Origin of the sequence: Algoriphagus namhaensis (assembly GCF_042649705.1) — a bacterium.
Taxonomy (GTDB): domain Bacteria; phylum Bacteroidota; class Bacteroidia; order Cytophagales; family Cyclobacteriaceae; genus Algoriphagus; species Algoriphagus namhaensis.
Genome location: NZ_JBHRZS010000006.1, coordinates 24,660 through 42,814 on the forward strand (window position 1 = coordinate 24,660; position 18,155 = coordinate 42,814).

Below are 18,155 nucleotides of genomic sequence, written 5' to 3' on the forward strand. Positions count from 1 at the left end.
TTAGGCTTGGTTTAATTTCTTCTTTGGGGTAAAAAACCAATAGGCCAAAGGGACAAAATACAAGGCAGTCAGCGTACCGATGGTCAAGCCACCAATCACTGCCTCCACCAAGGGTCGCTGCAAATCCGCGCCCAAACCAGAACTGAAAATAATGGGAATCAATGCCAAAATAGTCGTGATGGAAGTCATTAAAATCGGCTTCAATCGGATCTGTCCAGCTCGATGCAAGGCGTCCTCTAGTGCCTGCTGCGGACTTACATCATCCTCCTGCACATACTCCTTTCTCAATCTATTGATGGTATCGATTTTCAAAATCGCATCATTCACCATAATCCCTAGCATCACCACGAGTCCTATAGCAGACATCACATTCAGCGAGGATCCAGCGAGCCAAAGCACCAAGAATGCTCCACCAATACCCAAAGGCAAGGTGAACACAACGATCAAAGGCTGAATAAAGCTCTCAAATTGAGCGGCTAGAATAAAATACAGGAGCAACACAGAGATCAATAGGATACCAATCAGCTGACGAATATTCTCCTGATCTTTAAAATACTGGCCAACGATATCGATTCCTAGGTTTTTGTCTTGGCCCCAGCGAACAAAGTCGCTTTCCATTTCCTGAGGATTTTCTTCAGTCACAAGAATGGACTGATAAATTCCTCCCTTGTCCGCAGTCACGAACTTGAAGTGATCCTCATATTCGTAGTCCACAAACTCTCCCAAAATATAGCTGCTCGAATCCGAGGCATATACTCGAGTATTACGAAGCAAATCCTCAAATCGAGCCTGAGACTCCTTCATCCGGATAGGCGTGATTTCCCCAAATCGACGAATATCGGTAATCGTAAAGGTTCCGAAAAGCCTCGAAATCATATCCTGAATCGTCTGAACAGGGATTTGATAGGTGGCGAGTCGATCGGCACGAAGGGTGAAAATGACTGAAGCTTCCTTTTGCAAGCCCGGTCCTCCCTCCCAATTGTTTGTGGGAAGCTGACTGAGCCACGGCCCCATTCGATCTTCTGATACGGGTTCTTTGGATTCGAGATCCTTCCAGCGTACCTCGTAATAAGGAAACGAGGAATTGAAAAGTTGGTCAAAGGCATTTGGGGCGTCGCCCAAAGCAAAGACAGCAGCAGGATAGTTTTCCTTCAAAAAGGAATTCAACTGAGTCAAGGCCGCTTCTTTTTCTTCGGTCGTCGGAAAAAGGAAATAGAGCAAGGATTGCTGAATGGAATTTTCCCCTCCAAAAAGCAAAAACTGCCGTACCCCGACATCTGCTTCTGCCTGAGTGTACGCTCCCTCCAAGCTTTCCATCAATCGCAAGACCCGGGTACGGTTTTCTTCTGCAGAGATTGGTTCGCTCCAGTCTATCTCCAGTGTGGCATCCAGCTTTTCGATCTCGGGAAGCCCTTCAGTTTTGAGGACTTGACTGATCAGGAGTCCCAATGGAATCAAAAGCACAAAAACGAAAAAACTCACCTTTCTATATCCCATAATTCGAGCATAGATGGCATCATACAGGCGCAAAACCCCAGAGAAAAAGCGGCTTTCTCCTTGATCCTCCTTCTTTTTACTTCGGGAGAAAAAGAGAAAGTATAACATAGGCAAAAGAATAAATGCCACAGCAAGAGACACTGACAGAATCGCTGCCACGGCAACTGCCTGATCAAAAAACAAGGCTCCGGAAATTCCACTCAGGAAGACCAGTGGCACAAAAACAGCCAAGGTGGTAAGTACAGAACTGATCAAGGCTCCCATCACCTCATTGACTCCAGCTACGCAGGCCTCAAAGAGCGAAAGTCCATTCTCACGCTTTCGAGTGATATTGTCCAAAACGATAATGGCATTATCAATCAGCATCCCTATACCTAGGGCCAATCCCGAGAGTGAAATAATATTGATCGAGAGATCAAAAAAGTAGAAAATCAAAAAGCTGATCAATAAAGAAGAAGGTAAACTCACTCCAATAATAATTGGAATGCGAAAGTCCTTCATAAAGACGAAAAGCACTGCAAATGCGAAAATTCCTCCAAAAAGAAGAGAAGTGCTCAGATTGGAAATGGCCGCATTCAGCAGATTCGACTGATCTTGTGTCAGCTCAAACTCCACCTGCGGATAGTCATCCTTAAAGAGCTCTAGTGCCTCCTTCAGCGCAGGAATCAACTCGTTCATTTTGGCGCTCGCCTGCTTGTGTACCGTGATCACCAGAGCCTCTTCTGTCCCAAAAAGGTGATAACCCAGCATTTCCTCTGCTTCATAGCTCACATTGGCTAGACGTCCCAATGGAATAATGGCTCCAGAAGGTGATGCCACTGGGAGGGTTTCAATATCTCTAGGCGAATTCACCCGTGTAGCTAGACGCAGATAGTATCTGAATTGACCGTCTTTCACTGAGATGCCTGGGAGTTCAGAATTGCCGGACTGTATGGCTGAGACTACTTGCTGCTGAGTCATACCGAGTGCGGCCAAAGCCTCCTCATTCGGCTCCACAGTGATAATACGCTCCTTTTTCCCATTGATATCTACTAGTGATACTCCGGGAAGCTGCTCGATACGTTTTTTGAGAACATTTTCGGCAAGCAAACTTACCTCCACCCCATCCACATTTTCTTTAGGTACAACTTGGACCCGAGCCACGGGGATATCGGATGTATTGATTCGGATGACCTCTGGTCTTGGGAGCTCCTCCGGAAGTGAATTGCTGAGTCGATCGATTTTTTCGTTCACATCGATGTAAGCTAACTCCATCTGGGTGGAATAATCGAAAGTCAGCCTAATGGTTCCCACTTCAGAGCCTGCTTTTGAGTCCATTTCCTCCAAACCATTCAGGGTGATCAGCCCTTCCCGGATGGGACTGAGCACATTTTGCTCGATAGCCTCAGGAGATGCATTGGCATAATTCACCTTCACCACAATCTGTGGCACATCGATCGGCGGCAGCAAAGAAATGGGCAGCGTACGAAGAACGATGAAAGCAAAGACCAACAAGGCCAAAAAACTCATGAAGACCGCAATGGGTCGGGCCAGTAAAAATCTTACCATGGCTTAGTCTTCTACGATTTGTACAGGTGCCTGATGTGCGAGCTGAAGATTATTCGTGGTGATGACGGTACTTCCTGCTTCTATTCCTTCAAGGATTTCAACTTCCTCGCCATTATCCTTACCTACCTCCACGTAGTTCCATTTAGACTCCTTGTTTTCTATGGTAAATACCACAGCCCTTCCTGATCTATAGACCACGGCATCTTTGGGTACCACTAGGCTGTTGGACTGAGGCGCTCGGATGATCGCTCTGGCATTCATGCCAGGTAGTAGGGTATTGGCTGAGGCCAAAGCAATAGAAACCTGAACCAAGCCATTCTCATCGACTCTAGGATTAATACCGATGACTCTTCCTTTCATGGCATTTTGTGTATTGGTCACTGGATAGATATCTGCCTGTTGGTTTTCGCTGATCAGTGCAATGTCAGACTCCAGCACTTTCACTCGCAGCACCAATCCATTATTTCCCAAAATTTCACACAGCTCCGAACTGGCACTTACCAAACTGCCTTCTCTAAATTTCAAATCGGCAATTTTCCCAGAAATGGGTGCTTTGACCTCACATCGTGTCAGGGCGAGCTCCGCTTCACGAACTTCCAATTCGGATAAAAACACGCCGCTTTTGGCTTTTAGCTGTTCGTCGATAATGGCTTTGCGCTCCTCATCATTGGAGTCGAAAACAGACCCAAAACCTAGCTTCATGGATTCATATTCTGCCAGTGCGTTGCGCAGGGCAATATTTGCCTTTTCTAATCGTAGTTTGGCTTCCGTATCGTCAAGCTTTGCAATCACCTGACCTTTGGTCACTGTCTGTCCTTCTCGGATAGGCAAATCAAGTAAATAGCCAGCCTGCTCTATCACTGCCATGACTTCGGAGGCTGCCTCAAGTTTACCGGTGGCATTGATTAGATAGTCAAAGCTTTTTCGCTCAGCAGAGGCGACTCTTACTTCTGTGGCAGCGACTTCATTTCGGAAGGATTCAGTGGGTGCTTCTTCGACTTTTTCGGCTTTTTCTTCGCAGGATTGGAAAAGGCCAAAAAGCAGGATGGAGGTGATCCAGATGCTTTTTTTCATGTTGGCGTAGTTTAGATAGGGAATAAACTAACAAAACCTTTGAAAACAAAATCGAAGTCCCAAAATGATGTTAAAAGCTGAAGGATAGGTCGTGAATGCTTTATTGAATTGGTTTATGAAAAAAACCAGAGAGCTATTCCCAATCGAATACCATAGGAGTCTTTTCAAACCGAATCCCCTCTTCAAAATACCGCACCCGGATCGTACCAGGAGCCTCGCCTTCAAAAAATTCGTATAGTTCATTCATCTCCATAGTACTCCGTAGCTCTAAATTCACCCGAGCCAAACCCTTATCAATCATTTTCAATTGGCGCGCAGCTGCTCTAGAGAGATCAATGATGCGTCTGGAGGTGCGAGGAAGCCGGTCATTGATCCGCACCCAGACCGTATCCCGAGTGTCCACTCGGGTCACCTTCACCCATGTATCAAAAGGCAAATACTTATGTGCTGCAGTCAGCGAATCCATAGAAAATATCTCACCATTGGCAGTCATCTTTCCGTCAAATCGTCGCCCATAAAAACTAGCCGTTCCAGTTTGTACCAAAACCGAATCAGCCTGCTGAGCCAGCCCCTCAAAGACTAATAGAACCCAAAAAATAAAAAGAAAAGCTACTCTCATGGCGAAATATACTGACGGATTCCGCTTTTCTACAAAAGTGCCAATTCCTGACGGAAGTCTTTTTTCTGTTGCAGGATGCTTCGCTAGCCGGTATCTTAGTTGAAATTCTTTTTTAGACTTATGCTTAAAATCCTTCATACCGCTGATTGGCACCTCGGCAAAAAGCTTCAGGAATATTCTCGCGTCGAGGAGCAAAAGCTCGTACTTGAGGAAATTTCTTCCATCGCTGATCAGCAGGAAGTGGATCTAGTACTACTCGCAGGAGATATATTTGACACCTTCAATCCCAGCCATGAGGCTGTGGAGTTGCTTTACAAAACCCTTCGAAAGCTTTCTAAAAATGGGGCTCGACCGATTATTGCCATTTCTGGCAATCATGATAGCACCCAATTCGTAGAAGCTCCAGACCCACTTGCACGAGAGATGGGGATCTTTTTTTATGGAAAATACGACACCCTCATTCCTCTCAAAAAACTAGACTCAGGTGTAGAAATAAGTGCTTCAGACTCTGGATTTATGGAGCTCAGAATACCAAAGTTTGATTTTCCCATCCGCATCATTTTGGCACCCTATGCCAATGAAGTTTCCTTGCGGACCCATCTGGGGGAGGGAGATCGAGAATATGAATTCCGTAAATTGATGGAGGCTAAATGGCAGCAGACCGCGGACCAATACTGCGACGATCACGGAGTGAATTTGTTTGTGGGTCACTTTTTCTTTACCAAAAAAGGCTCAAAACCAGAGAGTGAACCCGAGTCAGAACGTCCCATTCTTCATGTGGGCGGGACTCAGGCCCTGTACACAGAAAATATTCCGAGTCAGATTCAGTATGCTGCCTTAGGTCATCTGCATCGCTTTCATGCTGTGGATCAAGAAATGGCTCCGGTGGTTTATTCCAGCTCTCCGCTGGCCTATTCATTTTCGGAAGCAGATCAAGAGAAAAAGGTTGTCCTTATAAACGCAACTCCCGGCCAGTCCGTGGACTATAAAGATATCACACTAAAAGCCGGGCGCCCACTCTTCCGCAAGCGTTTTGAGACGCTTTCCGAAACTTTGGATTGGCTCAACGAAAACCCTTACTGCTTTGTGGAGCTCACCTTTGTGGTGGACAAATCCATAGAGGCTTCTACCCGCAAAGCCATCATGTCGGCCCATGATGGGATCGTCAGTTTGATCCCTGAATTGAAAAGCAATCGCAAAACGAATACGGAAGCAATGCGTGTGGAAGATCTGTCCCAAGATATCAATGCGCTATTTGGGAAATATTACGAAAGCCAAAAAGGCACTCCCCCAAATGAGGAATTGATGGGTATTTTTCAAGAAGTAATCGCAAGCCAACACCACTCATGATCCCAAAAAAACTAGAAATACAGGGTCTTTATTCCTATCAGGAAAAGCAAGTCGTAGATTTTGAGCAACTCACTGCGGCTGGGCTCTTTGGGATATTTGGTGCGGTGGGCAGTGGAAAGTCCTCCATACTCGAAGCGATTCTGCTCGCACTCTATGGGAGTACCGAGCGGCTCAGCGTGAGCGGAGAGCGAAGTAGCATGATGAACTTACAGAGCAATCTGCTTTTGGTGAATTTTGAGTTCAAAGCTGGGAAAAGTAATAATCAGACTTTTTTAGCTAGATATTCTGCTAAACGAAATAAGAAAAACTGGGAGAAAATCGAAACTGGGGAGCATACCTTGTACGAAAAGGTAGATGGAGAATGGCAGGCGCTTGAACGAAATGCGGAGCAGATCATTGGAATGAAAAAAGAGCACTTCAAGCAGACCGTCATCATTCCGCAAGGGAAATTTCGTGAATTCATCGACCTCAAGCCACGAGACCAAGCCGATATGATGAAAGAGCTTTTTGGTCTGCAGCGCTTTGATCTTTCCCAGCAGACGGGTACGCTGATTGGCGCGGTTAAAGAGGAAGTCATCCGGCTAAGCACCAAATTAGAAACTTTAGAATCGGTGAGCAAGTCCGCTTTGGGTGAAAAAAGAGAAAGAAAATCTCAGGCACAACAAACTCTTAAACAACAAAACGAAGCATTTGAAGCAAAACAGGAGAGGTTGCGCACTCAGGAAAAAATACGGGAGAAAAGACTGGAGTGGGATCGAGTAAAGGAGGAGCTAAACAATTTGATGCTTCGGCAAGCTGAAATGGATGCGAAAAAATCCCACCATTCTCGATACCTAACGGCAAAAAACAAATTAAAACCCACTTGGGATCGGCTTAAGGCTCTTGCCATTGAAATAGAAAAAAATCAAGTGTCCGTAAAAAAATGCAAAGACTGGGTTGAAGACTATAAAAGCGAAATAGAAATTCTAGAAAAGGAGGTAGATCAGCTCAAAAAGCGAAACCTAGAGCGGCCTATTCGTGAATCTAAAATTAGAGATCTGAAGCAAGTACTAGATATCAAAAGTCTAGAGCAAAAACTGACGCAGTCCCGACTAAAAGTAGACGAAATTGCCCCTAGCATTGAGCAGCAAAAGAAGAGTCAAAAGAAGCTTCAATCGAAAATCAAAGAACTCGAGCAAACCCAAACTGCAAGCAATCTTCCTAATGCCTCCACGCTAGCAAATTGGAAATCGTGGATCCGAGAGGCCTCTCAAAATCAAGATCAACTGGAAAAGCTAAGCCAGGAAAACCAATCACTCGAGGCAACCCGAAAGCAACTGGCGGATGAGATAACAGAATTGAGCAACTGTCTTCCAGATGGGATTCAAAACCTGACGGCTTGGGAAAAGCAAGAGCAGAATCTGCTCGAAAGTCGCGAAAAGCAATATCAAGTACTCAAGGATCAGCTGGGGATTGCCGCCTATGTGCAGCACCTGCATGATGGGAGTCCCTGCCCGCTTTGTGGATCTGAAGAGCATCCACATCCTGCTTCAGAAAAGGATGGCTTCGCTGCACTCAGCGAGATCGAGAATCAAATCCAGGAAAGCAAAAATTTAATCGCCCAGATTAGGGCAGATCAGAAGACCAACGATCAAGTCAACTTTCAACTCGAGCAAATCACTAAGGAAAAGCAGAACAAAACCAACAGCCTTCAGGAGACAAAAAAGGAGCAGGTACGAATTAGTAATGAAATTACAAGGGCTGGGTTTGAGAATCTGGAGCAGCTGAAACATGAGATTGAAATCAAGGAAAATGAAGTTAATACGCAAGAGAAAAGAGCCCAAGCAATTCTTGAACTTCGAAGTCAACTAGAAGATTCTCAGGCCTCCGTCGAAAAACTTGAGATCGCCTTTCAATCTACCAGAAAGGAATTTGACCAGATCCAATCCGCCATAGAGACTAAGCGCAATGAGATCTGGGACATTGAATTCACCAAGGATTTCTTCAGTCAGGAATTGAGCTCTATCCATGAAACCATTGAGGCGGTACAAAAAAGCATTCTCAGCACTGAACAAAAGCTAGATGGCGCGGTAAAGCATCTCCATGACCGGAAATTGATGCAATCCCAAAACGCCACCAGCCTCAAAATGTATGAGGAAGCTTTGCAAAGGGATCAAGAAGAAAGAAATAACTTATTGGTGAAATTTGAATCGGAAAAAGCCAGCCATGGATTTACCGATGATGGAGAATTGAAAGTGCTCTTTGAAGAATCTCTGGACGAGGAAAAAGTAGCTCAAGAGATTCGACGGTACGAGGATCGCCTAAATGTTCTGAAGAACAAGGTAGACGAACTGAGTCAAGATCAAGCCTTGGGAGACTTCCAGGAGGATAAATTCAATGAGCTCAAAACCGAAATATTGGCGGAAGCGGAGCAACTCGAAGCCAGCAAGTCTGAATTGACACTTTTGATTCAGGAAATCAAAACCTTGGAAGTAGACCTCCAGCAGAAAACGGAATTGCTTCAACAGCTAGAAAAGGCAACCCATCGCCAGAGTAATCTCAAGGAACTGGATGTACTCTTTAGGGGTGGTGGCTTTGTGAAATTCGTCAGCTCCATCTATTTGCGTGAGCTATGCAATACAGCCAATATTCGCTTTATGAAACTGACCAAAAATCAGCTCAGTTTGGATATAGACGACAACAATACGTTTTGGGTGGTGGACTATTTGAATGGTGGAAAACGACGCTTACTGAAAACACTTTCCGGTGGGCAGACTTTTCAGGCTTCGCTATGTCTGGCTTTGGCTTTAGCTGAAAAAATAAAAGCCCTGAACCAAGCGGATCAGAGCTTCTTTTTTATGGATGAAGGCTTTGGAGCCTTGGATAAATCTAGTCTAGGGGTGGTCTTTGACACACTTAAATCACTTCAATTCGAAAATCGAATCGTTGGCATCATCAGTCATGTCGAGGACCTTCAGCAAGAAATCGGTGTCTATGCAAAAGTAGAATTAGACCCTGAGAATGGCTCTCAGATATCGTATTCTTTCGCTTAAAATATAGCTGTCTGGCTTTTGGCAAGGATATTTTCATTGACCCAATCTACCTCCTCGTGCCGGATGGTATGTTGCCGGTCAGCAAAAATCAACTTAGTCACTTTGGCGCCGTGTTCTTCAAGCAAGGCCACTGATTCATTGATCCGACTCAATGGAACATGGACATCTGCCTCACTACTTCCGATAAAAATCGGTGTCTGGGCAAAATCTCCGGCATATTTCGATGAGTCGAGGTTTTCACCAATCAGCCCCCCCGTGAAGGCTATCACCCCGCCATATTTCTTTGCATTTCGGGCTGCAAACTCTAGCGCTAGACAGGCCCCTTGCGAAAACCCGATGAAGTACAACTGCTCACTCTTGAAGCCCTTCGAATATAAATCTTTGACAATTTCTTCTAGCTCCAAAATAGCCTCAGAAAGAGCTGGTTGATTCGTATGATCCGGGGACATAAAACTGAAAGGGTACCAAGTGTTGTCATTGGCCTGCGGCAAAATCAAAGCAAAACCATCCAAATTCAAATAGTCCCTTAATGACAAAATACTGGAAACCGTTCCTCCTCTGCCATGAATCATGATCGCTACTTTGTTAGCTTCTTCGAAGGAAGCTCCCTCATTAAATACATTAATCATATTGCTCTAGATTTAGGGTTACTTTTTGTAATTGAGCCTCAATTCTCGCTCTGCTTGGTTCTGCCCATTCAGGAAGTTTAAGCAATTCTCCTAGGTGCGCTTCTTCCTCGTCAATAGCAAAGCCTGGTTCATCCGTCGCTATTTCAAACAAAACTCCGCCTGGAGATCTGAAATAAATGGAAGTAAAATAGTTTCTATCCTTGACCTCAGTGGTCTGATAGCCATTATCCCAAAGCAGTTGCTGTATTTGTAACTGAGTAGTTGCGTTTTCTGTTCGAAAAGCTATATGGTGCACAGTTCCTGCGCTCTGCTGCCCTCGGTGTCCATCTGGATTCACAATAATATCCACGATATCTCCTGGCTTTCCTGCTGTTCCGTAACGGAATCTACCATTCTCTTCACCAATAAATTGATAATCCATATGCTCGGTCATCAACTCTGCTGTCTGATCCTTGGTAGTGAGGTATAAAGTGGCTCCGAAGAATCCTAGGATGGAGTGCTCAGCCGGAATATGTCCATAGGTCCAGCCTTTCCGATCATCTTGATCATTGGCTACTAACTCGATACCCATTCCATCATGATCTTCAAATCGGATCAGCTTATTCCCAAATCGTGTCAAGCGATCCGAAATCACCACTCCATATTTTCTAAGCCTTTCTTCCCAATAATCTAGGGAATCAATGCCGACTGAAAATGCGGTGTATGTCAACTCTCCGGTTCCTTTGCTTCCCTTCCTCGCTCCGGTAAATGGGAAGGTGGTGAAAACGGTACCCGGAGCACCTAACTCATCCCCGAAATAGAAGTGGTAAACATCTGGCGCATCGAAATTGATCGTCTTTTTTACGAGTCTCAATCCCAAAATCCCAGAATAGAAATTAATATTTGCTTGAGGATTCCCAGCAATTGCTGTGATATGATGAATGCCTTTGATCAGTGCCATAATGGAGTTGATTTAGATTAAAAGGGCTGCCCAAAGGCAGCCCTAAAAATTAAGCTTCTACGCTTTCTGCAACTTGCTTAACGAGCTGTACGCTCAAAAGCAATCTTACTTGATCGCTCACTACGACATTGCCTGCCTCAGTCACTGCAGACCAAGAAAGTCCAAAGTCTTTTCTATTAAGCTTACCTTCAATCTCAAATCCAGCTTTGGTCTGTCCATAAGGATCACCTGCCACACCACCGAAGTCCACATCTAATGTCAATGGCTTGGTCGTACCTCTCAAGGTGATGTCACCTACAAGCTTATACTCCCCTCCTTGGTTTTGAATAGTCCCTTCAAACGTAAGCTGTGGAAAGTTAGCGGCGTCAAAGAAATCAGCAGATTTCAAGTGTCCGTCTCTGTCTGCTTGGTTGGTATCGATGCTGTCGATATCCGCGGAGAAACTTACTTTCGCTCCTGCAAAATCGTCTGAAGTAGATTCTGCTGTGCCTTCGAATTTTTTGAAGTAGCCGGTCACAGTTGAGATGACAAGGTGCTTCACTTTGAAAGAAACTTCAGAGTGAGTCTGATCGATAGTCCATTTAGTTGTAGTCATTTTTTTATTGGTTTGGTTTAAAATTGTTTTAACATTAGTTGTATATACATATAAAGGAATAAATTTTTTTACCCCCTTAGTTTATCCAGTAATTCGCTGAGTTGATGAACTTCTTCTAAATCCAGATGAATAGATTCCTTATTAAATCCATCCACCTTAATCTGAAGTTCTGCCAAAAGATTTAGCCCTTCTTCGGTGATCACAATGTCCACTTGTCGCCGATCTGTAGGACACTCCTCTCGTTTCAAAAAACCTTTCAGTTTTAGTTTTTCCACTAATCTAGAAGCATTGGACATTCGATTGAGCATACGATCCTGAATGGAAGAAACTGTGGTTGGCTGACCATTCTGACCTTTTAAAATACGGAGCACATTGTATTGCTCAGGTGAAATCCCGTATGGCTTAAAGAGCTGGCTCTGAGCAGACACTAGATGGCTATGCGTGTAGAGCAAGTTCACCATCAATTTATTGTAAGGATCCTTAAACTGTCTTTGCTGTATAGCCTCTTCTATCTTTACCATTTAATTTCAAATGTATTTAATGTATATACATCTAATGTAATGAAAAGGTTTAAATAAGGTTGATTTTTTTTCAAAAAAGTTTGAAATCAGAATCTCAGGAGAAAGTCACTGAGATTGTCTTTTCGCTCTAGTCCAAGCTTTTTTCTCACTCGATATCGGCCTATTTCTACGCCGCGTACAGATATACCCAATAAATTGGCAATTTCTTTGGTATTGAGGTTCATCCGGATGTAGGCCGAAAACTTAATTTCCTGAGGGGTAAGGTTCGGATACTTTTCTTTCAGTCTCATAATGAATTTACCATGAACCTGATCGAAATTATCTGAAAACTGCTCCCATTCGCTTCCACCTTCCAGATCCTTATCTATAGTTTTGATCAGTCGAGAAAGCTGAGAATTCAGTTGCTTACCCTTCTCATCTTTAGCAATATTCTTAAGGGTTCCTTTGATATTCGTAAGCAATTGATTCTTCTGAATCAAATGCATGGCAGAGGACGCAAGCTCTTGATTTTTATGCTGCACCTCAGATTGCAATTTTTCGTTTTTAAGCTTTATGATTTCTTCTTCCGTCCGTTGGGTAATGGACTTAATTTCTTTTTCCTTTTTTTCTAGCGCAATACCCTGCTCCTCTTCAAGTTTGATCGTCTTTTGTTTATATTTTTTGTCAACTAGCCTAAATGCGAGAAAAAAGAGAATGACCGTGCCCAAAAAATAAAAGACGTAGGCAACAAAACTACGATAAAATGGAGGGCGTACCGCAAATGAAAAAACTACTGGATCACTGACTTCATCAAAAATATTTTTTGCTCGAACCATAAGCTGATAGTCACCTTCCCGAAGATTGGTGAATTCTCGCCGATTCTCATATCCCCATTCAGACCAATCCTCTTGAATTTTATTGAGCTTATATTGATAAGTCAATTCTTGGTCGCTCTCAAGATGAGGAGATACAAATTCAAACTCGAAGGAGTTTTGATCATAAGGAAAACTCATGCCTTTCAATTTGGACATAAGCTCTGAATCGGTATCATGACCCCGATATAAGACGGTGTCTCTTTCTCCCCGATTTGAGATTTTGGTAAAATATACTGAGGGAGTGATCCCACGTGGTAAATCATCTCCAGGAGAATAATGAATAAACCCTTGCTTACCTCCAAACAAGATGTTTTGATTATCCAAAACCATCACATTTGCGAGGTCATCATTCCAGGCACTTTTGATTTTATTGAAAGTACTATAATGCAATTCAAACTCATTTGACGATGTAGGCTTCAGCACACCAAGTTTCTCTCGCTCGATGAAATAAACGTTGCCCAAGGCATCTCCCTCCATGTCCACCATGATCACATCATCTCCCAATACATCACGATAAGTATCCGCTGGATCGAATGAATCGGTGAACTCATTGTATTCAAAAAAACCAGTATCCGCCGAGAACACCAGTCGATTGGCGATTTTAAAGACGTTGATCAGAACATCCCTTGGAAATCCATTTTGACTATTGTAGAGTTTGCTACTGGTTACTCGAGTCAAGTCTTTGCTCACCTCCACCTTAAAAACGCCCTTATACCCATGAGCGACCCAAATGAAGTCTTCATCAACCTCAATAAGTCTAGAAGACTCATCAAATCCCTCCAACTTGTTGCGAAATCTAAATTCATCATTTTGTACCTCGAGGATGGATAGCCCGGAGTAATTTCCCTGTAGGATTAGATTGGGATGATCCGGCAGGCTCTTGAATATCCATGTGCCAGGTTCATCGTGCACTTGAATGACACGATCATTTTTCAAAACAAAGGTCCCATTTTGATGACCGATCAAGATGGCATTGTTTAATTCCTGCACCGTGTAAACTTGACCTTCTGATCCCTCCACAAAGCGCATTTGACCATTTTCTGAAATGTATAAGCCAATGTTGGTCCCAAGGTAAATTTTATTGCCCTTTTTCAGTGCGGTGTACCCTGCTCCAGCGATACCCATCCGATCATCCAAAAAGGTAAAAGGAGAATTGAGGTCAATCCTTGCTATACCGTAATTCATTGCCACCCAAAGCCCTTGAAATTTATCTTCAAAGACATAATTGACTGTTAAATCGAGTAAGCCAGAAGATTTGTTCAGATGGAGAATAAGCTCACCTTGAGTATTAATGATGAAGAGCCCGGCGTTTTGTGTAGCGAGGGCAATATTCCCGTTGCGCAGCCTCATGCTATAATTGATCAAAAAATTATCCTCCCAGAAATCTCCATTAAACTGAAAAGGCTCTATGTCTCCATCATACAAAAACGCCCCGTGCTCAAAAGTGGTAATCAGTAATCTTTCACGATCAAAATTCAAAATATTTGAGATACGCTTATCCTTGAAAAATTCTCCATTCTTCACCAGAGCTATCTGATTATTCTCGATTCGTGCCAACCCTTTGTCATACTCAAAGGTGTAGAGTTGATTATTTACTTTAAAGGATATATCCAGACGATTTGATGATGATATGACTTCGACCCTCTTTTGATCGTAGCTAAAGATCCCCTGAAATGTGCAAAAGTAAATCTTGTCTTCAATTTGAAATACCTTCCAGGTTTCATCAAAGTTTCGTTGTTCTTGAGAAAGGCTGTCCGATAAAGAGACATACACCAAAGCACCCGTCTCATCGGAATGGAGGTATCCAAACCCTCCCTGACTACCTACAAAAATTTTCCCGTCACTCGCTTGATATAGGGAGCGAACCTTGGTATTATTAATTTCATATCGCTCCCAGGATGCACCATCGAAACTGAGTAATCCTAGGTTATTGGCCACATATATGAGTCCAGTATTATCTTGAATTATATCCCAATTTTGAATTCCTGCTTTGTACTCTTCCGGGCTATATGTAGTGACCATTGGGAGACCTTGGAATTTACCCTGAGCCATAATAGAATTAGGCACAGAAGCAATCCAAAGACCTATTACCAGTTCACAAACGAGTAATTTTTTCCAAACGCCCATTCTCATCAAGCTTTTTAAAATTGAGAAAGTCACAAATGAGATTGCGAAATTTCACCGAAGCAAAAAACAGCCTCAAATCAATCCTTTAACATCTTTTTTGCAAAATGATGAATTTTTGATGTATTAAAAAATTGAGATAGATGAAATCTTGATGCATCCTCAAACTTGTGAGAGTGAGAATTAAATAATTGATTAGTGGAAAAAAATAAACCCATGAAAAAATTCTTACAAAACGGATTATTGCTATTGTCAGGGCTTGCCATTGTTTGGGCTTGCGACAATGGTTTTTCAGAAGTGCCGATTATAGATACACCTCCTACTATTCAGCTAGGAAGTATTTCATCGGGGACTACTGAAGGAGAAGACTTCAGAATCAATGTAAGCATGAAGGATGCTATTGAGGGAAGTGAGATTAGTCAATTGGGACTATTGGAGTACAGCATCACTAGTGCTGGAGTAACGGTAGAATCTGGAAGTGAAGCTATTTCAGGATACAATCAAACAGTAACTATTACTGTACCGGGTGGTTTTCCTGCAGGTGATTACAATTTTGATGTAACTGTTTCTGATACCAACGGTAATGCCAGTGTAGATAACCGATCTTTCACAGTAGCCCCAGCGAGACCAGCATTTGACATTACTGGTGTATGGACTATGGCACCTGTTGCTGGAGCCTTTGCAGTCGGTCCAGCACCTGGCGATGGACAATGGTTTACTAGCTCTGCTGGTGATGTAGTGGTAAGAGCTTGTTTCTTTGACGATACTTACACCTTCAATGCTGACGGCACATTCTCTATTGATATGGGTGACCAGACTTGGCTAGAAACGTGGCAAGGAGTAGGTGCAGAATCTTGTGGTACACCAGTTGCTCCATATAATGGAGGGAACTTTACATACACCTATACCAGTACAGCATTGACATTAAGCGGTGAAGGCGCTCACGTAGGTCTTCCAAAGGTTAACAATGCTGGTGAGCTACCAAATGTACCCGTACCAAACGAGATCACCTATACTATTGTAGATCAATCTGAGCAAGGCGAGACTAGAAACATGACTTTAAGAATTGAAGCCGGAAGTGGTGTTTGGTGGGATTTCAAACTGACATCAGGACCAGCCCCTACAGTGGATATTGTTGGTCAATGGAGTGTGGAGCCAGTAGCTGGTTCTTTGGGAGTAGGACCTACACAAGGAAGCACTGAGTGGTTCGCTATTTCAGCGGAAGCTGTGGCTGATAGAGCATGTTTCTATGACGATGTGTACACCTTCAATGAAGATGGTACATTCACTATCGATATGGGCGACCAGACTTGGCTAGAGCCATGGCAAGGAGTGGGCGCAGAATCTTGCGGTACACCAGTAGCCCCTTATGATGGTAATGGTACTTTCAATTACGAGTTTGATGGGTCAAGCCTTAAAGTAATGGGAACAGGAGCCCATGTAGCTCTTCCTAAAGTGAATAATGACGGCGAACTTCCAAACGTAAGCGTTCCAACTGAAATCACTTATTCCGTAGTAAGCTATACAGAAGACGGAGACACCAAAAGAATGACGCTTAATATCGAAGCGGGTTCAGGAGTTTGGTGGACCTACCAGTTAATATCAAAGTAAAAGATAGATTGAACTTGCCCGCATAAGCTTTTTGTGCGGGCATTTTTTTCTAAAATAGAATGAGGATGAAGAGAATTAATTTAATGATTTTGGCTGCAGGACTTATTGTCTACAGTGCTTGCAGCAGCGATGGAGATGACACACCTAACCCAGGTAGTCCAGTTGAGAAAGTGGTGATCCCAACTTCAGGCGCTACTTCTCCTAACTCTTACCCAGGAATGTCTCTGGTATGGGAAGATGATTTTCAAGGATCCAGCCTAAATACCTCAAATTGGTCTTACGAGATAGGAAGAGGAAATAACGGCTGGGGAAATAATGAGCTACAGTATTACAGAAGAGAAAATACATCCTTACAGGATGGTCACTTAATCATTACTGCCAAGAAGGAAAATTTTGAGGGAGCTGCGTACACTTCGTCACGTCTGGTGACCATGAATAAGCAAGACTTCCGATATGGACGGATCGATATTAGAGCAACTATGCCAAGAGGCCAAGGTCTATGGCCTGCACTATGGATGCTAGGGTCCAACTTCTCTGAAGTGGGATGGCCAAACTGCGGAGAAATTGATATTATGGAGATGATCGGAGGAAATGGAAGAGAGAATACCGTTCACGGCACTGTCCACTGGGACAATAACGGTTCAAGAGCTCAGTTTGGTGGTGAGAAGCGTATTTCTACTGGCACGCTAGCTGATCAATTCCATGTTTACTCTATTGTTTGGGATGCTACCTCAATCAAGTGGCTAATTAACGATGAGCAATATCATGAAATCGACACTACGCCTGCAGGATTAGATGAATTCAGAAGAAAATTCTTCTTCATTTTCAATGTCGCTGTTGGTGGTGATTGGCCTGGATCTCCAAATACTACTACTACATTTCCACAGCATATGATTGTGGATTATGTCCGGGTTTTTCAAACCAACCCATAAAAAAAGTCCTTCGGGGCTTTTTTTTATTCTTTATGGCTGAGCCATTCTGAAATTAGTCGATTGATTTCTTCGGGTTTTTCGATACAGCTTGAATGCCCTGCTCCAATTACCGTATGCAGTACTGCATTCGAAATTCCCATTTGAATAAATTTTGCTTTCTCAGGTTTGGTAGCCACATCTTCATCACCCACCACCACCATTGTGGGACAAGTGATATTCTTTAATTCGTCCTCGATTCCCTTGCGGTAAATCACACCCTCAACAGCAGCAGTTACACTTTTTTTGTTTCTCATCAGTTCACGCTTCCAGCGCTTAACTTGAGACTTGTTGTCAGGGTTTTGTAGCCAACTCTGAGCAAACATGATGGGCATCACCTGATTTGCAATCGGCGAAATCACCCCCACCCATTTCACTAATCCATTCAGGGTTTTATACTTCGGATGGTTTTCCACTGGCTCAGCATTTGCCGAGGTTTCTAAAAGCACCAAAGACTTAACCAAATCCGGATAACGGGCAGCGAGTCGCATTCCGGTGAAACCTCCCATAGAAAGTCCGACAAAGTGTACAGGCTCGTCACAAAGTGCTTTGATCAGTTCAGCAGCATCTACAGCCAAGGTGTCCATATCGAAAGGTTCGACAAACTGACTTTGGCCTTGGCCACGATGATCATAAGCAATGACACGATAATTCGTTTTGAGAAAATCAATTTGCTTTTCAAACATGAGCTGACTCCAAAGCAACCCGTGAGAAAAAACCACTGTCTCCTCACCCGATCCTTGATCGGTATAAAAAAGCTCTACACCATTTACCTTTATTTTTGGCATTTCTT

Annotated in this window: 13 protein-coding genes; 4 read left to right on the forward strand and 9 right to left on the reverse strand. The window is 43.4% G+C overall.

What is annotated here, in order from left to right:
* The 3 genes from ACFOSV_RS03750 to ACFOSV_RS03760 all read right to left on the reverse strand — a co-directional run bounded on the left by ACFOSV_RS03750 (position 1) and on the right by ACFOSV_RS03760 (position 4,876).
* On the reverse strand, positions 1-3,045 hold the full coding sequence (locus ACFOSV_RS03750; protein ID WP_377903552.1) for an efflux RND transporter permease subunit: 3,045 nt from the start codon (positions 3,043-3,045) through the stop codon (positions 1-3).
* Positions 3,046-3,048: 3 nt separating this feature from the next.
* Positions 3,049-4,119: an efflux RND transporter periplasmic adaptor subunit gene (locus tag ACFOSV_RS03755; RefSeq protein ID WP_377903553.1), complete on the reverse strand. Its 1,071-nt coding sequence runs from the start codon at positions 4,117-4,119 to the stop codon at positions 3,049-3,051.
* 133 nt (positions 4,120-4,252) lie between these two features.
* Positions 4,253-4,876, reverse strand: coding sequence for a septal ring lytic transglycosylase RlpA family protein (locus ACFOSV_RS03760; RefSeq protein WP_377903554.1), 624 nt, complete (start codon positions 4,874-4,876; stop codon positions 4,253-4,255).
* On the opposite strand from ACFOSV_RS03760, the gene ACFOSV_RS03765 reads away from it, so the two are divergent.
* Positions 4,859-6,088 carry a metallophosphoesterase family protein gene (locus ACFOSV_RS03765; protein WP_377903555.1) on the forward strand — a complete coding sequence of 410 codons (1,230 nt, stop codon included), beginning with the start codon at positions 4,859-4,861 and terminating at the stop codon, positions 6,086-6,088. The genes ACFOSV_RS03760 and ACFOSV_RS03765 overlap by 18 nt on opposite strands.
* On the forward strand, positions 6,085-9,120 hold the full coding sequence (locus ACFOSV_RS03770; protein WP_377903556.1) for an AAA family ATPase: 3,036 nt from the start codon (positions 6,085-6,087) through the stop codon (positions 9,118-9,120). Before ACFOSV_RS03765 ends, ACFOSV_RS03770 begins: the two co-directional genes overlap by 4 nt.
* Here ACFOSV_RS03770 and ACFOSV_RS03775 read toward each other — a convergent pair.
* From ACFOSV_RS03775 to ACFOSV_RS03795, 5 genes are all read right to left on the reverse strand, one after another.
* Positions 9,117-9,749: an alpha/beta hydrolase gene (locus ACFOSV_RS03775; RefSeq protein WP_377903558.1), complete on the reverse strand. Its 633-nt coding sequence runs from the start codon at positions 9,747-9,749 to the stop codon at positions 9,117-9,119. The two genes, ACFOSV_RS03770 and ACFOSV_RS03775, sit on opposite strands and share 4 nt — an antisense overlap.
* The gene (locus ACFOSV_RS03780) at positions 9,742-10,692 is read right to left on the reverse strand and encodes a ring-cleaving dioxygenase (RefSeq protein ID WP_377905288.1); all 951 of its coding nucleotides are present in this window, start codon (positions 10,690-10,692) and stop codon (positions 9,742-9,744) included. Before ACFOSV_RS03780 ends, ACFOSV_RS03775 begins: the two co-directional genes overlap by 8 nt.
* Positions 10,693-10,738: 46 nt before the next feature.
* Positions 10,739-11,284, reverse strand: a complete 546-nt coding sequence (locus ACFOSV_RS03785) for a YceI family protein (protein ID WP_377903560.1) — start codon at positions 11,282-11,284, stop codon at positions 10,739-10,741.
* A gap of 68 nt (positions 11,285-11,352) precedes the next feature.
* A complete protein-coding gene (locus tag ACFOSV_RS03790; protein WP_377903562.1) occupies positions 11,353-11,805 on the reverse strand; it encodes a MarR family winged helix-turn-helix transcriptional regulator in 453 nt (150 codons plus the stop codon).
* 86 nt (positions 11,806-11,891) lie between these two features.
* Positions 11,892-14,786: a triple tyrosine motif-containing protein gene (locus ACFOSV_RS03795; RefSeq protein WP_377903564.1), complete on the reverse strand. Its 2,895-nt coding sequence runs from the start codon at positions 14,784-14,786 to the stop codon at positions 11,892-11,894.
* A 213-nt stretch (positions 14,787-14,999) separates the two neighbouring features.
* Here ACFOSV_RS03795 and ACFOSV_RS03800 point away from each other — a divergent pair, with 213 nt between their 5' ends.
* Together ACFOSV_RS03800 and ACFOSV_RS03805 are read left to right on the forward strand one after the other, a co-directional pair.
* The gene (locus ACFOSV_RS03800) at positions 15,000-16,394 is read left to right on the forward strand and encodes a hypothetical protein (protein ID WP_377903566.1); all 1,395 of its coding nucleotides are present in this window, start codon (positions 15,000-15,002) and stop codon (positions 16,392-16,394) included.
* A 65-nt stretch (positions 16,395-16,459) separates the two neighbouring features.
* Positions 16,460-17,326, forward strand: a complete 867-nt coding sequence (locus tag ACFOSV_RS03805) for a glycoside hydrolase family 16 protein (protein ID WP_377903568.1) — start codon at positions 16,460-16,462, stop codon at positions 17,324-17,326.
* A 23-nt stretch (positions 17,327-17,349) separates the two neighbouring features.
* Here the strand turns inward: ACFOSV_RS03805 and ACFOSV_RS03810 are convergent, their stop codons facing one another.
* Positions 17,350-18,150 carry an alpha/beta fold hydrolase gene (locus ACFOSV_RS03810; protein ID WP_377903570.1) on the reverse strand — a complete coding sequence of 267 codons (801 nt, stop codon included), beginning with the start codon at positions 18,148-18,150 and terminating at the stop codon, positions 17,350-17,352.
* Positions 18,151-18,155: the final 5 nt, after the last annotated feature.

Bases quoted from the DNA above. Each gene is read 5' to 3' on its own strand.
- ACFOSV_RS03770 (WP_377903556.1), top strand. From the start codon at position 6,085: ATGATCCCAAAAAAACTAGAAATACAGGGTCTTTATTCCTATCAGGAA.
- ACFOSV_RS03790 (WP_377903562.1), bottom strand. From the start codon at position 11,805: ATGGTAAAGATAGAAGAGGCTATACAGCAAAGACAGTTTAAGGATCCT.
- ACFOSV_RS03805 (WP_377903568.1), top strand. From the start codon at position 16,460: ATGAAGAGAATTAATTTAATGATTTTGGCTGCAGGACTTATTGTCTAC.
- ACFOSV_RS03775 (WP_377903558.1), bottom strand. From the start codon at position 9,749: ATGATTAATGTATTTAATGAGGGAGCTTCCTTCGAAGAAGCTAACAAA.
- ACFOSV_RS03800 (WP_377903566.1), top strand. From the start codon at position 15,000: ATGAAAAAATTCTTACAAAACGGATTATTGCTATTGTCAGGGCTTGCC.
- ACFOSV_RS03795 (WP_377903564.1), bottom strand. From the start codon at position 14,786: ATGGGCGTTTGGAAAAAATTACTCGTTTGTGAACTGGTAATAGGTCTT.
- ACFOSV_RS03785 (WP_377903560.1), bottom strand. From the start codon at position 11,284: ATGACTACAACTAAATGGACTATCGATCAGACTCACTCTGAAGTTTCT.
- ACFOSV_RS03760 (WP_377903554.1), bottom strand. From the start codon at position 4,876: ATGAAGGATTTTAAGCATAAGTCTAAAAAAGAATTTCAACTAAGATAC.
- ACFOSV_RS03750 (WP_377903552.1), bottom strand. From the start codon at position 3,045: ATGGTAAGATTTTTACTGGCCCGACCCATTGCGGTCTTCATGAGTTTT.
- ACFOSV_RS03810 (WP_377903570.1), bottom strand. From the start codon at position 18,150: ATGCCAAAAATAAAGGTAAATGGTGTAGAGCTTTTTTATACCGATCAA.
- ACFOSV_RS03765 (WP_377903555.1), top strand. From the start codon at position 4,859: ATGCTTAAAATCCTTCATACCGCTGATTGGCACCTCGGCAAAAAGCTT.
- ACFOSV_RS03755 (WP_377903553.1), bottom strand. From the start codon at position 4,119: ATGAAAAAAAGCATCTGGATCACCTCCATCCTGCTTTTTGGCCTTTTC.